Annotated in this window: 14 protein-coding genes and 1 tRNA gene; 8 read left to right on the top strand and 7 right to left on the bottom strand. The window is 35.0% G+C overall.

The window, feature by feature from the left end:
* Positions 1–18 precede the first annotated feature (18 nt).
* Positions 19–4,113: a hybrid sensor histidine kinase/response regulator transcription factor gene (locus H7F21_RS10620; RefSeq protein ID WP_185789269.1), complete on the bottom strand. Its 4,095-nt coding sequence runs from the start codon at positions 4,111–4,113 to the stop codon at positions 19–21.
* Positions 4,114–4,309: 196 nt separating this feature from the next.
* Here H7F21_RS10620 and H7F21_RS10615 point away from each other — a divergent pair, with 196 nt between their 5' ends.
* Together H7F21_RS10615 and H7F21_RS10610 are read left to right on the top strand one after the other, a co-directional pair.
* The gene (locus tag H7F21_RS10615) at positions 4,310–5,212 is read left to right on the top strand and encodes a hypothetical protein (RefSeq protein ID WP_185789268.1); all 903 of its coding nucleotides are present in this window, start codon (positions 4,310–4,312) and stop codon (positions 5,210–5,212) included.
* Positions 5,213–5,236: 24 nt separating this feature from the next.
* On the top strand, positions 5,237–7,894 hold the full coding sequence (locus H7F21_RS10610) for a glycoside hydrolase family 3 C-terminal domain-containing protein (RefSeq protein ID WP_185789267.1): 2,658 nt from the start codon (positions 5,237–5,239) through the stop codon (positions 7,892–7,894).
* Positions 7,895–8,303: 409 nt separating this feature from the next.
* Here the strand turns inward: H7F21_RS10610 and H7F21_RS10605 are convergent.
* Positions 8,304–8,377 (bottom strand) — tRNA-Arg (locus tag H7F21_RS10605).
* 85 nt (positions 8,378–8,462) lie between these two features.
* On the opposite strand from H7F21_RS10605, the gene H7F21_RS10600 reads away from it, so the two are divergent.
* The 6 genes from H7F21_RS10600 to H7F21_RS10575 all read left to right on the top strand — a co-directional run bounded on the left by H7F21_RS10600 (position 8,463) and on the right by H7F21_RS10575 (position 12,206).
* Positions 8,463–9,098: a Crp/Fnr family transcriptional regulator gene (locus tag H7F21_RS10600; RefSeq protein ID WP_185789266.1), complete on the top strand. Its 636-nt coding sequence runs from the start codon at positions 8,463–8,465 to the stop codon at positions 9,096–9,098.
* A 57-nt stretch (positions 9,099–9,155) separates the two neighbouring features.
* Entirely contained in the window at positions 9,156–9,713 is a 558-nt protein-coding gene (locus H7F21_RS10595) for a YeeE/YedE family protein (RefSeq protein WP_185789265.1), read from the top strand.
* Position 9,714: 1 nt separating this feature from the next.
* Entirely contained in the window at positions 9,715–10,131 is a 417-nt protein-coding gene (locus tag H7F21_RS10590; protein ID WP_185789264.1) for a DUF6691 family protein, read from the top strand.
* 177 nt (positions 10,132–10,308) lie between these two features.
* Positions 10,309–11,715, top strand: coding sequence for an MBL fold metallo-hydrolase (locus H7F21_RS10585; RefSeq protein WP_185789263.1), 1,407 nt, complete (start codon positions 10,309–10,311; stop codon positions 11,713–11,715).
* A gap of 11 nt (positions 11,716–11,726) precedes the next feature.
* Positions 11,727–11,933 (top strand): YgaP family membrane protein, encoded by a 207-nt coding sequence (locus H7F21_RS10580; RefSeq protein WP_185789262.1) that lies wholly within the window; start codon positions 11,727–11,729, stop codon positions 11,931–11,933.
* Between the two features lie 3 nt (positions 11,934–11,936).
* The gene (locus H7F21_RS10575) at positions 11,937–12,206 is read left to right on the top strand and encodes a heavy-metal-associated domain-containing protein (RefSeq protein WP_185789261.1); all 270 of its coding nucleotides are present in this window, start codon (positions 11,937–11,939) and stop codon (positions 12,204–12,206) included.
* Between the two features lie 28 nt (positions 12,207–12,234).
* Here H7F21_RS10575 and H7F21_RS10570 read toward each other — a convergent pair whose 3' ends face one another.
* The 5 genes from H7F21_RS10570 to H7F21_RS10550 all read right to left on the bottom strand — a co-directional run bounded on the left by H7F21_RS10570 (position 12,235) and on the right by H7F21_RS10550 (position 18,118).
* The gene (locus H7F21_RS10570; protein ID WP_185789260.1) at positions 12,235–12,510 is read right to left on the bottom strand and encodes an ATP-dependent Clp protease adaptor ClpS; all 276 of its coding nucleotides are present in this window, start codon (positions 12,508–12,510) and stop codon (positions 12,235–12,237) included.
* A 241-nt stretch (positions 12,511–12,751) separates the two neighbouring features.
* Entirely contained in the window at positions 12,752–13,786 is a 1,035-nt protein-coding gene (locus H7F21_RS10565; protein WP_185789259.1) for a M57 family metalloprotease, read from the bottom strand.
* A 242-nt stretch (positions 13,787–14,028) separates the two neighbouring features.
* Positions 14,029–14,868 carry a 50S ribosomal protein L11 methyltransferase gene (gene prmA, locus H7F21_RS10560; protein ID WP_185789258.1) on the bottom strand — a complete coding sequence of 280 codons (840 nt, stop codon included), beginning with the start codon at positions 14,866–14,868 and terminating at the stop codon, positions 14,029–14,031.
* A gap of 40 nt (positions 14,869–14,908) precedes the next feature.
* Positions 14,909–16,528, bottom strand: coding sequence for a T9SS type A sorting domain-containing protein (locus tag H7F21_RS10555; RefSeq protein WP_185789257.1), 1,620 nt, complete (start codon positions 16,526–16,528; stop codon positions 14,909–14,911).
* A gap of 3 nt (positions 16,529–16,531) precedes the next feature.
* Positions 16,532–18,118, bottom strand: a complete 1,587-nt coding sequence (locus H7F21_RS10550) for a T9SS type A sorting domain-containing protein (RefSeq protein ID WP_185789256.1) — start codon at positions 18,116–18,118, stop codon at positions 16,532–16,534.
* Positions 18,119–18,129 lie beyond the last annotated feature (11 nt).

Below are 18,129 nucleotides of genomic sequence, written 5' to 3'. Positions count from 1 at the left end.
TAAAACTAATGGTAATTGTTACTTAATTTTCCCGCTTTTGGGAAGCTCTCCAAATTGCTTCTTGTAGCAAACCGTAAAATAAGATGCCGACAAGAAACCTACTTTATGGGCCACTTCACTTACGTTTAAATTTTTATCATTTTGAAAAATTGTACGTGATCTTTCTAACCTAACTCTTCGTATAAACTCAATTGGCGATAGACCTGTTAGAGTTTTTATTTTTCGATAAACTTGACTGCGACTGAGACAAAGATGTGAAGATAATTTCTCAACATTTAAAGATGTGTTTTCAATATTATCATGAATATACCCTAGCACTTTTTGGACGAAATCGTTATCCAAATCTGAACCTTTCTTTTCTTCTTCAACAGGCATTACATTTGAATATTGCTCAAATAACCGCTTCTTTTTTAAAAGCAACTGCTCCAAAATCACTTTGAGTTCTTTAGTATCAAAAGGTTTTACAAGGTAAGCCTCTGCTCCTACTTCCATTCCTTTAATCCTATCTTCTGTAAGATTCTTTGCAGTAAGCATAACTATTGGAATTTGATTTAAACTAGGATCTTTCTTCACTTTTTGACTAAATTCAATACCATCCATTATTGGCATAATCACATCTGTGACAATAATATCAGGACGATGTTCCATAGTTTTAAGCCAACCCTCTTGACCATCTGATGCCAAAACTAAATCATAGTCTTCCTCTAAAATCGAGACAAGATAATCCTGTAAATCTGGATTATCCTCTACAATAAGTAGTTTCTTTTTCAATTCTTTCTTTGATAAAATATCTTCAATTTTGTAAATCTCAGATTTACTTTCAGAATTAATATTCAACAATGACTTTTCGTTATCCCTTATGGTCGAAAGATTGTTATCTTCGAAGAACTCTTTACCATAAGGAATAAAAACTTTAAAAACAGTTCCTTTACCCAATTCACTGTCAACCTCCACGACTCCTTTATGAAGTTTAACAAAACTCTTTACCATCTCCAGACCAACACCGGTACTGCCATAATAAGACTTGTTTAACTGACTAACTTGATAAAATCTATCAAATATCTTTTTGTAGTCCTTTTGGTCTATACCTGGACCATTATCTTTTACACTAAGCTCTACGACAGGTATAGGTGTCTCAGTGCTTATTAGTGGCAATATTTTCTGCCTATTTGAGGTGATTTTCACACGAATTCGACCTTTATTAGGGGTAACTTTAAAAGCATTGGAGAGCAAGTTGAACATGACCTTTTCCAACAATCCACTATCTGCCCAAATATCTAAATTGGCACTATTATGTTTTAAATCTAACTGTATTGCTCTTCTTTTTGATTCTTCGTTAAAAAAACTAAGTATACCCTTTGTACTTTTTACTAGATTAAACTGACCTACTTTTAGTTGTAATTTATTGGATTGTAGTTTTCTGAAATCCATCAATTCATTAATTAATCTCGACAGGCGTTCTGCATTTTTATGAATTATTTTATGTTTTCGTTGCACTGATTTTGGAAAACCCGAACTATCAGATTCTATCAATTCCTTTACGGGATTTATAATTAAAGTAAGTGGTGTTCTAAATTCATGTGAGATATTGGTAAAAAACTGAAGTTTTTGTTTTTGAAGCTCTACCTTTTGTTTTCTGCGTTCTCTTTCGAGCCTAAAAGTATTTCTTTCATTGATACGCTTTCTGTAGAAATAAGCTACTCCAAATGCAAGACAACCAAACAACAAAACGTAAAGTATATAGGCCCAAACGGTTTTCCACCAAGGTGGTAATACATCTATTTTCAGAATAACAGAAGCTTCATTCCAGATGTTGTCGTTATTAGATACTTTTAGTTTAAACGTATAATTACCAGGTTCAAGATTGGTATAAGTTGCACTTGTTTTTGATCCCACATAATTCCAGTCTTGCTCAAAACCTTCCAAAAAATAAGCATAATTATTCTTTTCTGGTCTTGTATAACTTACGGATCCATAATCAATTGTTAAGACCGTTTGATTATGCTTCAATGAAATTGTATTAATGCCACTTTTGATATCTAAAGGACTATTCTTATCGTTTATATCTACTTTTTTATTAAAAATCCTAACGTCTTTGAGGTAGGGTTTCGATAAATAGGGATTATAAACTATATGCTGTGGTTCTATAAGATTAATCCCGCTTTTAGTCCCCAAATAAAACAAGTTATTATTATCCATTATTACTGCACGATCTTTTAAGAAATTTTCGAGTAGTCCATCATCTACGGTAAACTGAACAACCTCATTCCTTTCGCGATCAATTTTTAAGACTCCTTGCTTGCTACTTACCCAAAGTTCATTTTTTATGGGCTCATATATGGCATTAACATAAGATAAATCGTATCCTTCTAATTCTAACCTTTCAAAATCTTGTTTGTCCCTTTTAAATTCAAACAAACCCCCTCCGTTTGTACCATACCATACCGTTCCGTCTTGCGTTTCATATATGTCTAGGATACGACTAGAACTAGGGTGACCATCAAATTTAGATGAAATGGCATTGTTATGAGCTGTGACCTGATACTTATTATTTTGACTTTCAATGTGATAAAGCCCTGATGAAGTACCTATCCAGATATATCCTGAGCTGTCGTAATAAATTACCTTAACGTCTTTATTGACAATTTCCGAATTAGCATAGGATTCACCAGCTGGAATTTGAATTTGTCCTGTACCTGAATCAAAATAAAACACACCCTCTAAAAATGAACCAACCCAAACCTTACCACTGCTGTCTTCCGTAAAGCATCTGACTTTATTTGTCCTTAGTACCCCTGAAGTACTTTCTTTAGTAAAATTTATAAAATTTTTGGTTCCTTTTTTTAAAAAGAAGATACCTTCACCCCAAGTTGCTATCCATACATTCCCTTTACTATCAATAAAAACATCTTCAATGTATAAACCATCTTTTAAACCTGTATACTCTGATTGAGCTGATCCAAAAACATTAGTAATCTCTTTATTCTCAGTATTTAAAATATCTATTCCATTGATTTGGGCTATCCAGATTTTACCATCATTGGTTTTAGCAAATGCTTTTATATCATTTGTGTGAATACTATTTTCTACGTTTTCTCTTTGTATAGACTTAAACTTATCATGGTGTTCGTCAAAAAAGCCTAAACCATTTTCATAATAGCCCAGCCATAATCTATTTTCATTATCCAATAACATAGACCAAACAGAATCTGATCCAATACCGTCACTGTCGAGTACATTATACTGATAGTGTTTTTCAATGTCTCCTGTTATATCCAAGACAAAAAGCCCTTCATTTTCTACAGCCACAAAAACGTGATCAATACCACTCGTAATAGCCATTGTTGCACTCTCTACGATATCCAACTTGGTAAAAGGTGTTCTTGCTTTTTTAAGATCGCCTTTAAATACTCCATCCCTTAAAGTTCCCACCCATAGATTCTCTCGATTATCTATATGCAAACTAGTAATGTGCTCTTGAAAATTTAGGTTTTGTATGGGTACATTCCCAATTTTTCCTCTTTCATTATAACGTTCTATTTTCAATCCAAGGCCTGTCGCTATGTATAAGTCGCCTTTCGAAGAAAATTTCAAATCCAATACTGATTGCCCTACCAATGCGTAATCTTGAAGTAAACCATTTTGAAAATCTAGTTCTTTTATACCATTGTATGTACCAACCACAAATCTATCTCCATACTGAGCGAAGCATAGCACGTTTATATAATCATCCGCTGTAACATTTTCAATGCCCCTTGTAAATCTTTGAAATGAATCCTGTTTTTCATTGTAAACGCATAATCCTGCATCCGTACCAATCCATAATTGCCCAGAATTATCAAGAAACATAGAGCTTATGGAATTACTATTAATAGTATTTACATCAGTCAAATCGTGCCTGTAATACTTATAGGACAGGCCATTGTATTGGTATAGACCAGCTCCTTCAGTTCCTATCCATAAGAAACCATGCTTATCCAATACCATTGATGTTATAGGACGTTGGAAAATATTCTCCTTAACCGAATTAAATTCAAGGGAATTAAAATCAATCTGAGAATTTACCTCATTTGCACCTATTAAAAATGAAAGAATAATAACAAGTCTGAGCAACTTGAAAAAACTAGTTTTTACAATTATCATGAAATGTTGCATTAAAACGTGAAATAAAAGCAATTTGACTCTAATTAAAATAAAATATGTCGCATTTTAAGTTACAAATGTTGCAAAAATCTTCACATAGAGCATTCTAACCCTTACAAAAACAAGTAAAAAGGTATATTGCTTTAAAATTAATCAATACTAAATTATGCGATCAATTATTTTCGGAATTTTAATTATTTCATTTATTTCCTGTAATAGAGAAGTTGAATTTGACGCTGTTCTTAGTGAAGGACCAGCACCAACGGAAGTTCAAGCTAACATAATGTTTAATAATGCAGAACCACCTTTCTCAGTTACCGTAAGTCCTACTGCCTTGGGAGCAACTGCATTTGAAGTTAATTCCGGGCTTCCAGGTGCAACTAATGAATTAGTTGGGATACAACAACAACGTACATACGAATATCCTGAATCAGATGAGAATTTTTTCGTGACGATTAAAGCCATCGCTCCAAACGATTTGGTGACCGAACAACAATTTGAAGTAGTTCCACCCGCAGATCCTTGCACGCAAATATTTAGTTCTCCTGCTACATTTGACAACAATAATGTAGCATTTTCATTCGGTTTTAATGGTGCAGACGTTCAAGTTGTTGCAAATCCTGATCTTTCTGGAGCTAATCCAGAAGCATCCAATGTGTTAGAGATTGTTCAAGATGGAGGTGGTAATTTTGACGGGTATGGTGTACAAATGAATACGGCTATAGATTTTAGCAGCACCAGTGACACTGCAGACAAAATTGTACGTTTGAAATTTTGGTCTAACACGGTACTGCCCGTAAGACTAAGTATGCAACAAGACCCTAATAATGATACAGAACGAGAAGTTGAAGTCACTTTAGAACATGGAGGTACTGGATGGGAAGAAATGCGTTTTAATTTTGCAAATGCAATTGCAGGCTTTACTGGTAATGCAGATGGCGCTCTAGGTATTCCTGATGGCACTTCTATTGTGCCAACTGGACAGTATATAAGATTTCAAATGTTTATTAGTCCTGGCAATGATGTTGCGGGTACATTCTATTTGGATGATGTTGGCGTATGCCCTTAAATTCCTGTAAATAAATATATTTCAATGAAGTTTTTTAAACACGTACTTTTATTCGTGTCTATTGCGGGTATAATAACTGCATGCTCTGACGCTAAATCTGAAAATAGCAACAACCAACAAAATGAAGGAGCTCCTCCAAATTTTGAACTCAAGGCGAAAGAATTAGTCGCTACAATGACTTTAGAAGAAAAAGTCTCTCAGATGAGTTATGAATCGCCTGCAATTGAAAGGCTTAATATTCCAGAATATAATTGGTGGAATGAATGTCTTCATGGAGTGGGACGAGCCGGAAAAGCAACAGTATTTCCTCAGGCAATAGGTCTAGCTGCAATGTTCGACAAAGACCAAATGAGTAAGATTTCTGAAATCATTTCTGATGAAGCTCGCGCAAAACATCATGAATTTGCATCAAGAGGTAAAAGAGGCATTTATCAAGGTTTGACATATTGGACTCCCAATATTAATATATTTCGCGACCCTAGATGGGGACGCGGCATGGAAACCTATGGTGAAGATCCTTACCTAGCAGGCGAATTAGCTGTTCGCTTTATTAAGGGACTTCAAGGGGATGATCCTAATTATTTAAAGCTTGTAGCAACCGCAAAACACTTTGCTGTTCATAGTGGTCCAGAAATTGATCGTCATCGGTTTAATGCAGTACCCAGTGCACAGGACTTCTTGAATACTTATAGTCCACATTTTGAAAAAGTAGTCAAACAGGCTGGTGTTTATTCAATAATGTGCGCATACAATAGTTACAATGGTCAACCGTGTTGTGGTAATCAAGAATTAAACGATCTACTGCGCAATGATTGGGGATTCAATGGATACATTGTTTCTGATTGTTGGGCCATAAAAGATTTTTATGACAAAGGTGCTCATGAAATTAGTGACGACGCCAAAGAAGCCTCAGCAATAGCAGTAAAAGCCGGAACGGATTTAAATTGCGGCGATTCTTATCCTTCACTGGTAGCGGCAGTAAAAGATGGTCTTATCACGGAAGAAGAGCTTAATGTTTCTTTAGAACGATTAATTGTAGCTCGATTAAAACTAGGTCTTTTTGCACCAGAAGGAGCAGTTAAATATGAAAACATACCTTATGATGTAGTCGATTCTGAAAAACATAGGCTTGCCGCCCTAGAGACTGCACGAAAATCCATGGTCCTTTTAAAGAACGAAAACAATACACTGCCTCTAGATAAAAATAGGATTAAAAAAATTGCGGTAATCGGGTCAAATGCCAATGATTTAGAAGTTTTATTAGGCAATTATAATGGTTATCCAACAGAACCTATCACTCCGCTAAAAGGTATTCAACAAAAATTACCTAATGCAGAGGTATCATATGCTGTTGGGTGTAAACTAGCAGAAGGGCTTCCCGTATTTGAAGCTATACCAAACTCAGTATTGTTTACAGATGATTCTAAGAAGATCAAAGGCCTTAGTGCTGAGTATTATGACAATATTGATTTTAAAGGTGACCCTAAACATAAAAGAATAGATGAAATTGTAGATTTTACTTGGGGCAATAAACCACCTTTTGATGATATGGGTTATGACAAATACTCTGTACGATGGACGGGAGTGCTTTCTGTTGATCAAACAGGTAATTATGCACTTGGAGGTGAAGCTTTTTCTTCAATGAAGATGTATCTAGACGGTAGATTATTAATGAGTCGAGACGATGTACATCATCCTAAAAAGATTTACGAATACGTAAAACTTGAAGCAGGTAAAAATTATGATATACGATTTGAGTGTATTCAAGATAATACTGAACATTCTATTATGCGCTTATTATGGGAGTCTCCTAAAGAGAACTTAGGGGAAGAAGCCCTAACTATTGCCAAGAATGCTGATGCCGTAATTTTATGCATGGGAATTAGTCCACTATTAGAAGGGGAGGAAATGAAAGTCAAAGTTGATGGTTTCTCAGGCGGCGATCGTGTAAACACAAAATTACCTAAAACACAAGCTCAATTAATTAAAAAAATCCAAGCTTTAGGTAAACCAACAATTCTAGTATTGTTAAATGGTAGTGCGCTTTCAATTAACTGGGAAAATGAGAACATTCCTGCCATAATAGAAGCATGGTATCCTGGACAAGCTGGTGGAACCGCAATAGCGGATGTTATTTTTGGTGATTATAATCCAGCAGGAAGATTACCCGTAACTTTCTATAAGGACATCAACGATATACCGGCTTTCAGTAATTACGACATGTCTGGAAAAACGTATCGTTATTTTAAAGGAACACCTTTGTATGAGTTTGGTTATGGACTTAGCTATACCAATTTCAAATACAGCAACTTAAAAATCCCTAACACCATTGAATCAGGAAATAATTTCACTGTAGAGGTCGAAGTTGAAAATGTAGGCGCTTTAGATGGCGAAGAGGTTGTACAGTTATATATACAGAATCCAAATGCAGATACTTTCAATCCACATAAAACTTTAGCAGCTTTTGAAAGGCTTTTCTTCAAACCTGGTGAAAAGAAAATCTTAACTTTTGAAATTGACAAAGAACAATTAAGTGTTGTGAACATGAAAGGTGAAAAAATTATCCAACCTGGAGCATATGAAATTTCAGTTGGTGGAGCACAACCTTCTGATGAAAGAATGCGTAAGGGATCAGTAGTTAAGAAAAAGGTAACTATATCAAGGAATGCAACAAAAATTTAATAATAAAATTCATCCTAATTTCGCCGAGTTTAAATTTCAAGTTTAAACAAAAACTCGATTTATTCTATAGCCTGGGGCCCAAATTTTCTTTTTCTAGCTTAGTTGCCTGTTACGAACCCACTATTAGCGTCAATGACGATTAAAATGTTTGGTGTCTAACATTGAATACTTATTATAACCAAAAAATAGACCCATTATTATAACAATTATATTGTGTTCTGGCCTTTATAAGTCTATTTGGAGTCTTAAAATTTCATATTGAAGATCAAAAAGAACATCAGCAAATTTGCATTCTAAAATGTAAAACATAAAAACTGACACCTGAGCCATTATTTTAAGAAATTTTTTAAGTAATCCAATATTTTTAAATAAAAAAACCTGCAAAAAATTGCAGGTTTTACGTCAATAGTGACCTCGACAGGATTCAAACCTGTAACCTTCTGAGCCGTAATCAGATGCGCTATTCAGTTGCGCCACGAGGCCTTTTTAAAGTGGGTGCAAATATAAGACATTTATTAAAAAACAACCAAACTATTTATTTCAAAATTCTAATTGTTATTTTTGATTCATGGTTATAGAAAAGCTACTCCATCCCTTTGATTACCTATTCGATAAAGAGATTATAAACGATATTGCCAAAGTTGCAATCATAAAGTCTTTTAAAAAGCACGATATTATTATTGACATAGGACAGGACTTAAACCACATCCCACTTTTGATCAATGGAAATATAAAAGTTCTAAGAGAAGACAATGACGGTAATGAATTATTACTCTATGTGTTAGAGACTGGTGATACTTGTGCCATGTCCCTGACTTGTTGTATGGCAAAATCCAAAAGCAAAATCAGAGCAATAGCAGATGAGGATGCCACGGTTATAATGATACCTATTATCAACATGAGAGCATGGTTCAATACCAATGAGAGTTGGAGAAACTTTATACTACAAAGCTATCAAGATCGCTTCGACGAGATGCTTGAAACCATTGACACACTTGCATTTATGAAAATGGATGAGCGCTTATTCAAGTACCTCACTAACCATGTTAAACTATCTGGATCTACCACGCTAAAAGTTACCCATCAAGAAATTGCAGAAGATTTACACACATCCCGAGTCGTCATTTCCAGACTTTTAAAACAATTAGAAAAAGAAAGTAAAATCCAATTGGGAAGAAATAGAATTGTTGTTTTAAAGTTTTAGTAACTTTTGTAACATAAACTCATATCTATACTGCTATTTTTGCATCAAATAAAAACTATGGAATACATTTTACAACCTTGGCCATGGTATATCTCTGGTCCTTGCATAGCCCTAGTTATGTTTCTTCTACTTTATTTTGGCAGAACATTTGGAATGTCTTCAAATCTAAGAACGCTTTGTACTATTGGAGGCGCAGGTAAACGTGCCGAGTTTTTCAATTTTAATTGGCGAAGCCAAAAATGGAACTTAATTGTTGTATTAGGCGCTGTTTTGGGTGGATTTATTGCCCATAATTTTTTATCCAACCCTATAAATATAGACTTAAGTCAAAATACAATTAACGATTTAGAAGCCTTAGGCTTTAATAATGCAGGGCAAAGTTTATTACCTCCAGAACTATTCAGTTGGGATGCAGTTTTTAGCTTTAAAGGTTTTTTAATATTGCTTATGGGTGGCTTCTTAGTTGGTTTTGGTACGCGCTATGCTGGTGGTTGTACATCTGGTCACGGCATTACAGGTCTCAGTAGCCTGCAATTGCCGTCACTCATCGCCATCATCGGCTTTTTTATTGGTGGTTTAATTATGGTACATCTTATTTATCCAATACTATTTTAATATGGGAAAGTATATTAAGTTCTTTTTAGTTGGTATTTTCTTTGGGATTATTTTGGTGAAATCCGAAGCTGTTTCATGGTATCGCATTTTTGAAATGTTTAAGTTCCAATCATTTCACATGTATGGCATTATTGGCTCAGCAGTGGTTACAGGAATATTTTTACTTACGCTTGCGAGAGTATTAAAGCTCAAAACAACAGAAAACTCCTATATAAAGGTTCCATTAAAAGAACGTGGCTTTAAACGTTACATTATAGGAGGAAGTATTTTCGGATTAGGTTGGGCTTTAGCAGGAGCTTGTCCTGGGCCCATGTACATATTAATAGGAACAGGAGCGTTATCAATCTTGATAGTAATAGCAGCTGCGCTTTTAGGTACTTTTGTCTATGGACTGTTAAGAGAGAAATTACCACATTAAAATGAAATTTACTTGTATCCCAGTTTATCGCTGAGCACTGATTTTAGTTTGGTTGTATTAGTAAAATAATCAATAGAAAAAGTAATGGATAAAGTACACTGTTTTAAAGCTTTGTGATAAAAGTCACATTCCGAAAAATGAAGTTTAGTAAATTTGCATAAGATTAAATAATAAATAATGAAAATAGAACAATTATATACAGGATGTTTAGCACAAGGTGCGTATTACATAGAATCTGAAGGTGAGGTGGCTATAATTGATCCTCTCAGGGAAACACAACAATACATTGAAAAGGCAAAGGCCAATAACGCGGAAATTAAGTATATTTTAGAAACCCATTTCCATGCAGATTTTGTTTCTGGCCATGTAGATTTAGCTAAGAAAACAGGAGCCACAATAGTTTTTGGACCTGGAGCCGCAACAGATTACGATATATATTCAGCAACAGATGGTGAAGAATTAAAATTAGGAAAATTAACCATAAAGGTGTTACACACACCAGGTCATACCCTAGAATCTGCGACTTATTTATTAAAAGATGAAACAGGCAAAGACTATGCTATTTTCTCTGGTGACACTTTATTTTTAGGAGATGTAGGACGACCCGATTTAGCTATAAAATCCGACTTAACAAAAGAGGATTTAGCCAAAATGTTATTCGATTCGCTTAGAAATAAGATAATGCCTTTAGCGGATAATGTGATTGTATATCCTGCACATGGTGCTGGTTCTGCATGCGGAAAGAACCTTAGCAAAGAGACAGTTGGTATTCTAGGTGAACAAAAGAAAACCAACTATGCTTTACGTGAAGATATGACGAAAGCTGAATTTGTAAAAGAAGTACTAGACGGTATTGCGCCTCCTCCACAATACTTTGCTAAGAATGCCATGTTGAATAAAATGGGTTATGACACCTTTGATACCGTTTTAAAAACAGGAGATGTGCCACTAAATCCCGAAGAATTTGAAGCCTTAGCAAATCACGAATCAGCCTTAGTACTAGATGTAAGATCGCAAGCAGAATACATAACAGGTCATATTCCTAACTCTATATTTATTGGATTAAACGGACAGTTCGCTCCATGGGTTGGTGCATTAATTACGGACATTAAGCAACCTATCATCTTAGTTGTTCCTGAGGGGAAATCTTCAGAAGCCGTTACCAGGCTATCTCGAGTAGGTTATGACAATACCTTGGGTTATCTCGAAGGTGGCATGGAAGCCTGGAAGACAGCGGGAAAAGACATTGAAACTTTGGAATCTATATCTGCTATAGAATTTGCAAGTCGGGCTAAAAAAGAGCATCTTAATATTCTGGATGTGCGTAAGGATGGAGAATTTCAATCGACTCATCTAGAAAATGCACAGCATTTTTCCTTAGATTTTATCAATGAAAAAATGAACGAAGTTGACAAGTACAAAACGTATTATGTACATTGTGCAGGTGGCTACCGTTCTGTTATTGCAGCCTCGATTTTAAAAGCTAGAGGATTTGATAACCTTATTGATATTGCTGGTGGATTTGGAGCCATCAAAAAAACGGACTTACCGACAACCGATTTTGTTTGTCCTTCAACATTATAAAAAAAATTATCATGAAAAAGAATATGAACAACACCGATAAAGCTATACGAATTTTAATTGCTGTAGTTGTAGCATTACTCTATTATTTCAATATTATCGAAGAAACTTTGGCTTATGTCTTAATGGGTATAGCAATAATTTTATTAATTACAAGTCTTATTAACTTTTGCCCACTTTATAGGGTATTTGGTATTAGCACTTGCAAAATCAAAAGCTGATTTATGACAAAAGCACTAAGAATACAGAATCTTAAATGCGGAGGTTGTGCCAATACCATAATTACGCAATTATCAAAATTGAACGGTATTTCTGATGTGACTGTAGATAATGAAACTGGTGAAGTAAGCTTTAGTTACGCTACAACGCCTGAATTTGAAGCTGCAAAAAAGAAACTATCTGATTTGGGATATCCTGTAAAAGGGGAAGCAAATTCTCTACCTAAAAAGGCGAAGTCTTTTGTGAGCTGTGCTATTGGTAGAATAACAAAATAAAAAATCCCTCAAAAGCGGGATTTTATAGTTATACTATTTCTGCACTTAGTCCAGCTTCAAGAAGCTTGGAGCATCTTGGTTTTAAATCGTCATAAGACCCTGTTTTCACTGTGCACTTTCCCTTATAATGGACAATTATAGCGCATTGTTCGGCTTGTTCAGGAACATGATCACAAGCATAAATAAGTGTATCAATAACATGATCAAATGTATTAACATCGTCATTAAACAACACAATTTCATTTTGTTTGATGACTTCTTCCTTTAGAAGTAACTCTTCGGATTGTTTTTCCTTAATGCTCATTGTGACCGGGTATTTAAGCTAAATTAAAAAAATATTTGTTACTAAAACGAAAAAGAACACCATAATGGCATTCTAATTATGTTAAATTTTTCTAATTAAATAGTGCCGGAATTCTTTCATAAGCCACAAGAAAAAACTTGTGATTGAGGCTTTTAATCTATAAACAGCAAATGGGTTGTTTAATTAAAATTAAACAACCCATTTTTAGAGTAATAAAGTTAGACTATGGTCTATAGAATTCCTAGCAAGGCCCTATAAAAGTCCAACCCCCAGAAACACGCTCATAAAGATTACCAAAATAGGTTACGCGCGCACCAATAGGATAGCTTACACCACTTTGCCATGCAGGAACACCCGCACAAGGGCTCGTATTCGCAGGATACATGGCTCGTAACGCTGTAACATCATTCCCGTTAAAGTTTCCACTTACACTAGTAGAAAAACAAGCTTGCATAACAGAACTTAAATCTCTTCCTGTTGGCGTACCAGTAATATGTACGGCACCATCAGACCCTGTACCTTCATTACCCTGTGAAGAAGCAGGACAACTTAAACGATCGAACCAATCGGAATGACGAAAACCGATGGAGTGTCCTATTTCATGAGTAATGACATGTTCGTTCACGTTGGTAGAGAATTGCTCTATACCATAGATCTGAACAAATTTATTTGGTTGTCCACTAGAATTTGGGAAACCTGCAACACCACCAGTACCACCTGGAGTATTTACAGAATTATCATATACGACCATGTCTGCGGCTTGATACGCTGTACCAAACGTTAAATTAAACTGCAAAGTCATATTGCTAATGTTGTTGTAGTTAGCAACTGCTCTAGTTAGAGCTGTCCTAGCTTTATTGGATAATGCTTGACTACCTCCTGTGTAACCCAAAATATTAATAGTTTGATTACTTCCTGTTACCAAATTAAAGGTTCTATATTGCTTTGGAGTCACTGAGCGAACTTGAATTAAAGCGTCCAGCTCATCTCTAGTAAAGGAAATATCACTTCCAATATAAATACGTTCTTCGACCGTTCCGTCTGGCAAGTGAAAATCTCCAACCGACACTATCCCAACATCAAGATCCAATGATCTAATTCCTTTTAATAACTTGGTATCGGTGACAAGAGTTCTATCACCTAATTTATTCATATTAATAGTAATATCTTCATCAAAACTAGAAACGTCGTCTTGGACATCTTCTTTTTGACAGGCCGTAAAAATAAGACCGAATACTGCTAAAGTGTAGATTAAATATTTTGTTACATGTTTCATTTTAAATGTGTTAAATTAATGATTTGTTTTGAATAGCTTACGTAAACAAGGGCGTAGAAATTTAACGCAAGTCGTATAAAAAGACCTACTAAAAAAACTACATTTAAAATAATATTATTTTCAATAAATATACGGCTGAAAAATGAAAATGGATTACGGAAAAACCACAATTTTTCATTTTTTTAATACTTTTTAAGATAAAAAATGAATAATGTTTATAAAAAAGATTTTTTTATTGAACATTATTTAATTTCATAAACAGAGGACACCCATCTGTTTTTTGTGATGCTAGACTTAAAAAACAGGCTATTTTCTTGACATTTAGAATTTATCAAATCTAAATCATCTTCATAAAAACCGCTTAAAAAAAGTAGACCATCAGGATTTAGATGTTTAGCATAACGGGGGATATCCTCTAAAAGAATATTTCTATTGATATTGGCAATTATGATATCGTACTTCTGATGCTCTAATAATGAGCCATCGCCTTCGTAAACAGAAATAGAGCTACAGTTATTGCGCTCTACATTTTCCAGACTATTGACATAGCACCAATTATCAATATCTATAGCATCTAATTTTGTAGCTCCTACTTTTTCGGCAAGAATCGCCAAAACTCCTGTTCCGCAACCCATATCCAGAACTGATTTATTATTAAAATCATTTTTGAGAATATGCTGTATCATCATATGTGTAGTTTCATGATGACCTGTACCAAAGCTCATTTTAGGCTCAATGATTATATCATATTTAGTGTTTGGTTTATCATGGAATGGTGCTCTAACGGTAACAAGGCCATCAACAATAATAGGTTTAAAGTTCTTCTCCCATTCTTCATTCCAATTGGTTTGCTCAATTTCATTGAACTCATACGTAATTTTAAATTCGTCTGAAGTTAAAACATGAATATCTTCTAGGATAAAAGCATTCCAATCGTCTTTTTGAATGTATGCGGTGATGCCTTCATTATTTTCAACAAAACTCTCAAAACCTGCATAGCCCAATTCTGCAATTAGTATCTCGGTGGCTGGCTGAAGCGGCTCTACTTTAAAATCGTAGCCGATGTAAATGGAATTTGACATGTAACCTATTTTGCACAAAGTTACATGTAATTTCTTCAATCTAATGCTTCACCACTTTTAAAATTGAAGATGCATTACTTTCCGTTTTTACCTCTACTAAATACAGGCCCTTTGGTTGATTTTGAATGTCTAACTGAATGGTTCTTGAGTTGGTATAGCCTGCAGAAAACACTTTTTGCCCTAAAGTTGTATATACTGAAACATTTATGCCTTGTGAGTAATTGCCAAAATCTAAATTCAATATACTTTCTGTAGGATTAGGATAAGCCTTTACAGTAAATTCATAAATATTATCAACAATACTTAGTGTACTTAAAGACGCTAAAGTATTAGGCTCATTAACATCAAAAACATAAGCTGCTCCTGCTATGGCTAATGGATTTAAACCCTCAAAATCCTCATCTTGATCATAAGCTCCCACAAATGCAAAATCACCACTAACCGCTACATTATAGCCGAAATCATCACCAGAGTTAACATTAGGATCATACATCTCTGCAGTTTGGTTCCAAATACCATTAACATCTTTTTCAAACATAAAGGCAGCACCGCCAAAAGCGACAGAACCTATATCCATCAAATAAGCGCCTACAATCATTTTATCACCTTCTACATCAATAGAATGTCCAAATCGCGACTGAAAATTTTGCGCATTAGGCGTTATAACCTGTATATTATTATATACACCTGTAACATCACGTTCAAAAACATGTACCGCTCCATATTGTGCATTTCCATTGCCTTGAAAATAATCTTGAGCCACACCGACCATTAACAAATCGCCTTCTAAAGCTACAGATTTACCAAACCACTCACCTTGCTCTCTATTGGCATCCTCAATTTTTTGTGTTTCGCTCCATACACCATTGGTATCACGTTCAAAAATATACACTGCCCCAGCACTTAACACTTCATTTTGTTCATTAACATCAAAATCATGACGAAACGAACCTACTGCAATGGTGTTACCCGAAATGGCTAACGAAAAATCTCCAAATTGATCTTGAGCATATCGCTGACTTGGTACAATTTTTTGCACTTCGCTCCAAACACCATTGCCATCACGTTCAAAAATATAGCAAGCACCTGCATTGGTTAAATCTGGTTGTCCCGTAAGACCCTTAACTTCTCTTGGTGCATTTACGACAGCGTAATCACCACTAATAGCAACTGTTTCCCCTAAAAGTGGTTGAAATGTTGCGCCTCTATCTGAAGATACTAGCTTTTGTATTTCACTCCAATTACCCGTTGCGTCTTTTTCAAAAATATAAGCGGCTCCGCCTGAATCGTAGAACATACCGCCTCCATTTTCGTCATAATCCTGGCTTCTAGCTCCAATAATCATTATATCTCCATCTATATCAATGGATTGACCAAAACGATCAAACTGCCTCGCATCTGAATTAAATAGTTTTTGAGTCTGTATCCAATTATTAGAAGCATCTTTTTCATACATATACACGGCACCTCTATCACTAGTATTGAAGTCTACAGATTTAGCTCCAACAGCAGCAATATCTCCTTGTACAACCACAGACCAACCAAACTCATCTGCTAAAGCTCTGTCATCTGGCGTGATTTTTTGTGTTTGCCCCCAACCTTGGGCTTGCAATTGTATTAATGTTAAATTTATTAATGCGAATAGTAATATTTTTTTCATGGTTTATTGTTTTAGTATTTTGATTACGGCTAATTCGCCTTCACCTGTTGTGATATTAACAAAATAAACTCCGCTATTTATCATTAAATTGATTATGACTTTACTAGAATCATTATGCTTTTCTTTTAGAATTTCTTGACCTAGATTATTGGTAATAGAAATATCGATTTGATTATAAGATTTACCGAAGTCAATGGTAAAATTTCCTTGATTAGGATTAGGGAATACTTTAAAGTTTGTAGTAAAAGTATGTTCAACTATGTTTAATGTGCTTATTGGATCTAAGATATTAGGTTCATTAGCATCAAAAATAAAAATGGAACCAGCAGAACTTAGCGTATTCATTCCCGCTTCATCTTCATCTTCACTATAAGCGCCAACTATGGCATAATCTCCACTTACTGCAACATCGTAACCAAAATAATCACTAGTACTAGCTTCATTATAATACATCTCTGCAACTAGATTCCATGCACCCGCGCCATCTTTCTCAAACATAAACGCAGCGCCATCATCTCCAGGACTCCCTATGTCTTTTAAATACGCTCCAACTAAAATGTGACTCCCATCAAATGCCACAGATTTTCCAAATTTATCTATTGATGCCACGTGTGATGCCACAATCTCTTGTGTCTCATTCCAAGTACCTGTTGCGTCTCTCTCAAAAATATAAGTCGAACCTGAATATCCTGCAGCCACATTTCCTTGTTCTGCACCAATAACTAAACAACTACCACTTATTGAAACATCACTTCCAAACAGCTCACTACCTTGTCTATTTGACGCCACAATTTTTTGAACTTCATTCCAAGACCCACTTCCATCGCGTTCAAAAATATAAGCCGAACCGGCTGCATTAAGTGTGTTCATTCCCAAAGCATCTTCATCTTCAAATTTCGCTCCTATTATTACATAATTCCCATCTATTGATACACCATCACCAGCAAAATAATCATCAGTAGCTCTATCTGAAGCCACAATTTTTTGGACTTCATTCCAGACCCCACTTCCATCACGTTCAAAAATAAATGCAGCACCAGCATTCGCTAAAAAATTATTTCCATCAACATCGTAAGCGTCTCTCAAAGCCCCTACAATTGCGTAATTATTTTTTAAAGCGAGTGTATACCCAAAATGATTATTCACTTCACGATTTGATGCCACAATTTTTTGCTCAAAATCGAAAAGATTAGATGCTTGTTTTTTAAAAATATATGCAGCCCCAGCACTTTGAATATAATTTGAATTACTAGGATCCTCATTATCACCCCATGCACCAACTAAAATATAATCACCAGAAATAGCTACTTGAGTTCCAAAATGATCAAATTGATTTGGGTCTGGGCTTTCTAGTTTTTGCAATTGCAGCCAATTGCCATTGCCATCATTTTCATAGACATAAGCTGAATCTGCAAAATTACTTGCCAATACGCCTACGACGGCATAATTACCATCTACAGCAACAGTTGCCCCAAATTGTTGTCCTGCAAATCTATCATCTGGAACAATTTTTTGTATTTGTCCCCAGCCTTGGGCATACGATAAATGGACAGAAAAATTTAGTAGTATTAAAAGTAAATATTGATTCATAACGCCCTTAT

The organism is Winogradskyella flava (assembly GCF_014243395.1).
Classification (GTDB): Bacteria; Bacteroidota; Bacteroidia; order Flavobacteriales; family Flavobacteriaceae; genus Winogradskyella; species Winogradskyella flava.
The sequence above is the reverse complement of the archived record's forward strand: the minus strand, read 5'-3'. Positions and strand labels throughout refer to the sequence as shown.

Excerpts from the sequence above, each read along its gene's own strand:
- H7F21_RS10615 (WP_185789268.1), top strand. The coding sequence starts at position 4,310 with ATGCGATCAATTATTTTCGGAATTTTAATTATTTCATTTATTTCCTGT.
- H7F21_RS10610 (WP_185789267.1), top strand. The coding sequence starts at position 5,237 with ATGAAGTTTTTTAAACACGTACTTTTATTCGTGTCTATTGCGGGTATA.
- H7F21_RS10600 (WP_185789266.1), top strand. The coding sequence starts at position 8,463 with ATGGTTATAGAAAAGCTACTCCATCCCTTTGATTACCTATTCGATAAA.
- H7F21_RS10595 (WP_185789265.1), top strand. The coding sequence starts at position 9,156 with ATGGAATACATTTTACAACCTTGGCCATGGTATATCTCTGGTCCTTGC.
- H7F21_RS10590 (WP_185789264.1), top strand. The coding sequence starts at position 9,715 with ATGGGAAAGTATATTAAGTTCTTTTTAGTTGGTATTTTCTTTGGGATT.
- H7F21_RS10585 (WP_185789263.1), top strand. The coding sequence starts at position 10,309 with ATGAAAATAGAACAATTATATACAGGATGTTTAGCACAAGGTGCGTAT.
- H7F21_RS10580 (WP_185789262.1), top strand. The coding sequence starts at position 11,727 with ATGAAAAAGAATATGAACAACACCGATAAAGCTATACGAATTTTAATT.
- H7F21_RS10575 (WP_185789261.1), top strand. The coding sequence starts at position 11,937 with ATGACAAAAGCACTAAGAATACAGAATCTTAAATGCGGAGGTTGTGCC.
- H7F21_RS10570 (WP_185789260.1), bottom strand. The coding sequence starts at position 12,510 with ATGAGCATTAAGGAAAAACAATCCGAAGAGTTACTTCTAAAGGAAGAA.
- H7F21_RS10565 (WP_185789259.1), bottom strand. The coding sequence starts at position 13,786 with ATGAAACATGTAACAAAATATTTAATCTACACTTTAGCAGTATTCGGT.
- prmA (WP_185789258.1), bottom strand. The coding sequence starts at position 14,868 with ATGTCAAATTCCATTTACATCGGCTACGATTTTAAAGTAGAGCCGCTT.
- H7F21_RS10555 (WP_185789257.1), bottom strand. The coding sequence starts at position 16,528 with ATGAAAAAAATATTACTATTCGCATTAATAAATTTAACATTAATACAA.
- H7F21_RS10550 (WP_185789256.1), bottom strand. The coding sequence starts at position 18,118 with ATGAATCAATATTTACTTTTAATACTACTAAATTTTTCTGTCCATTTA.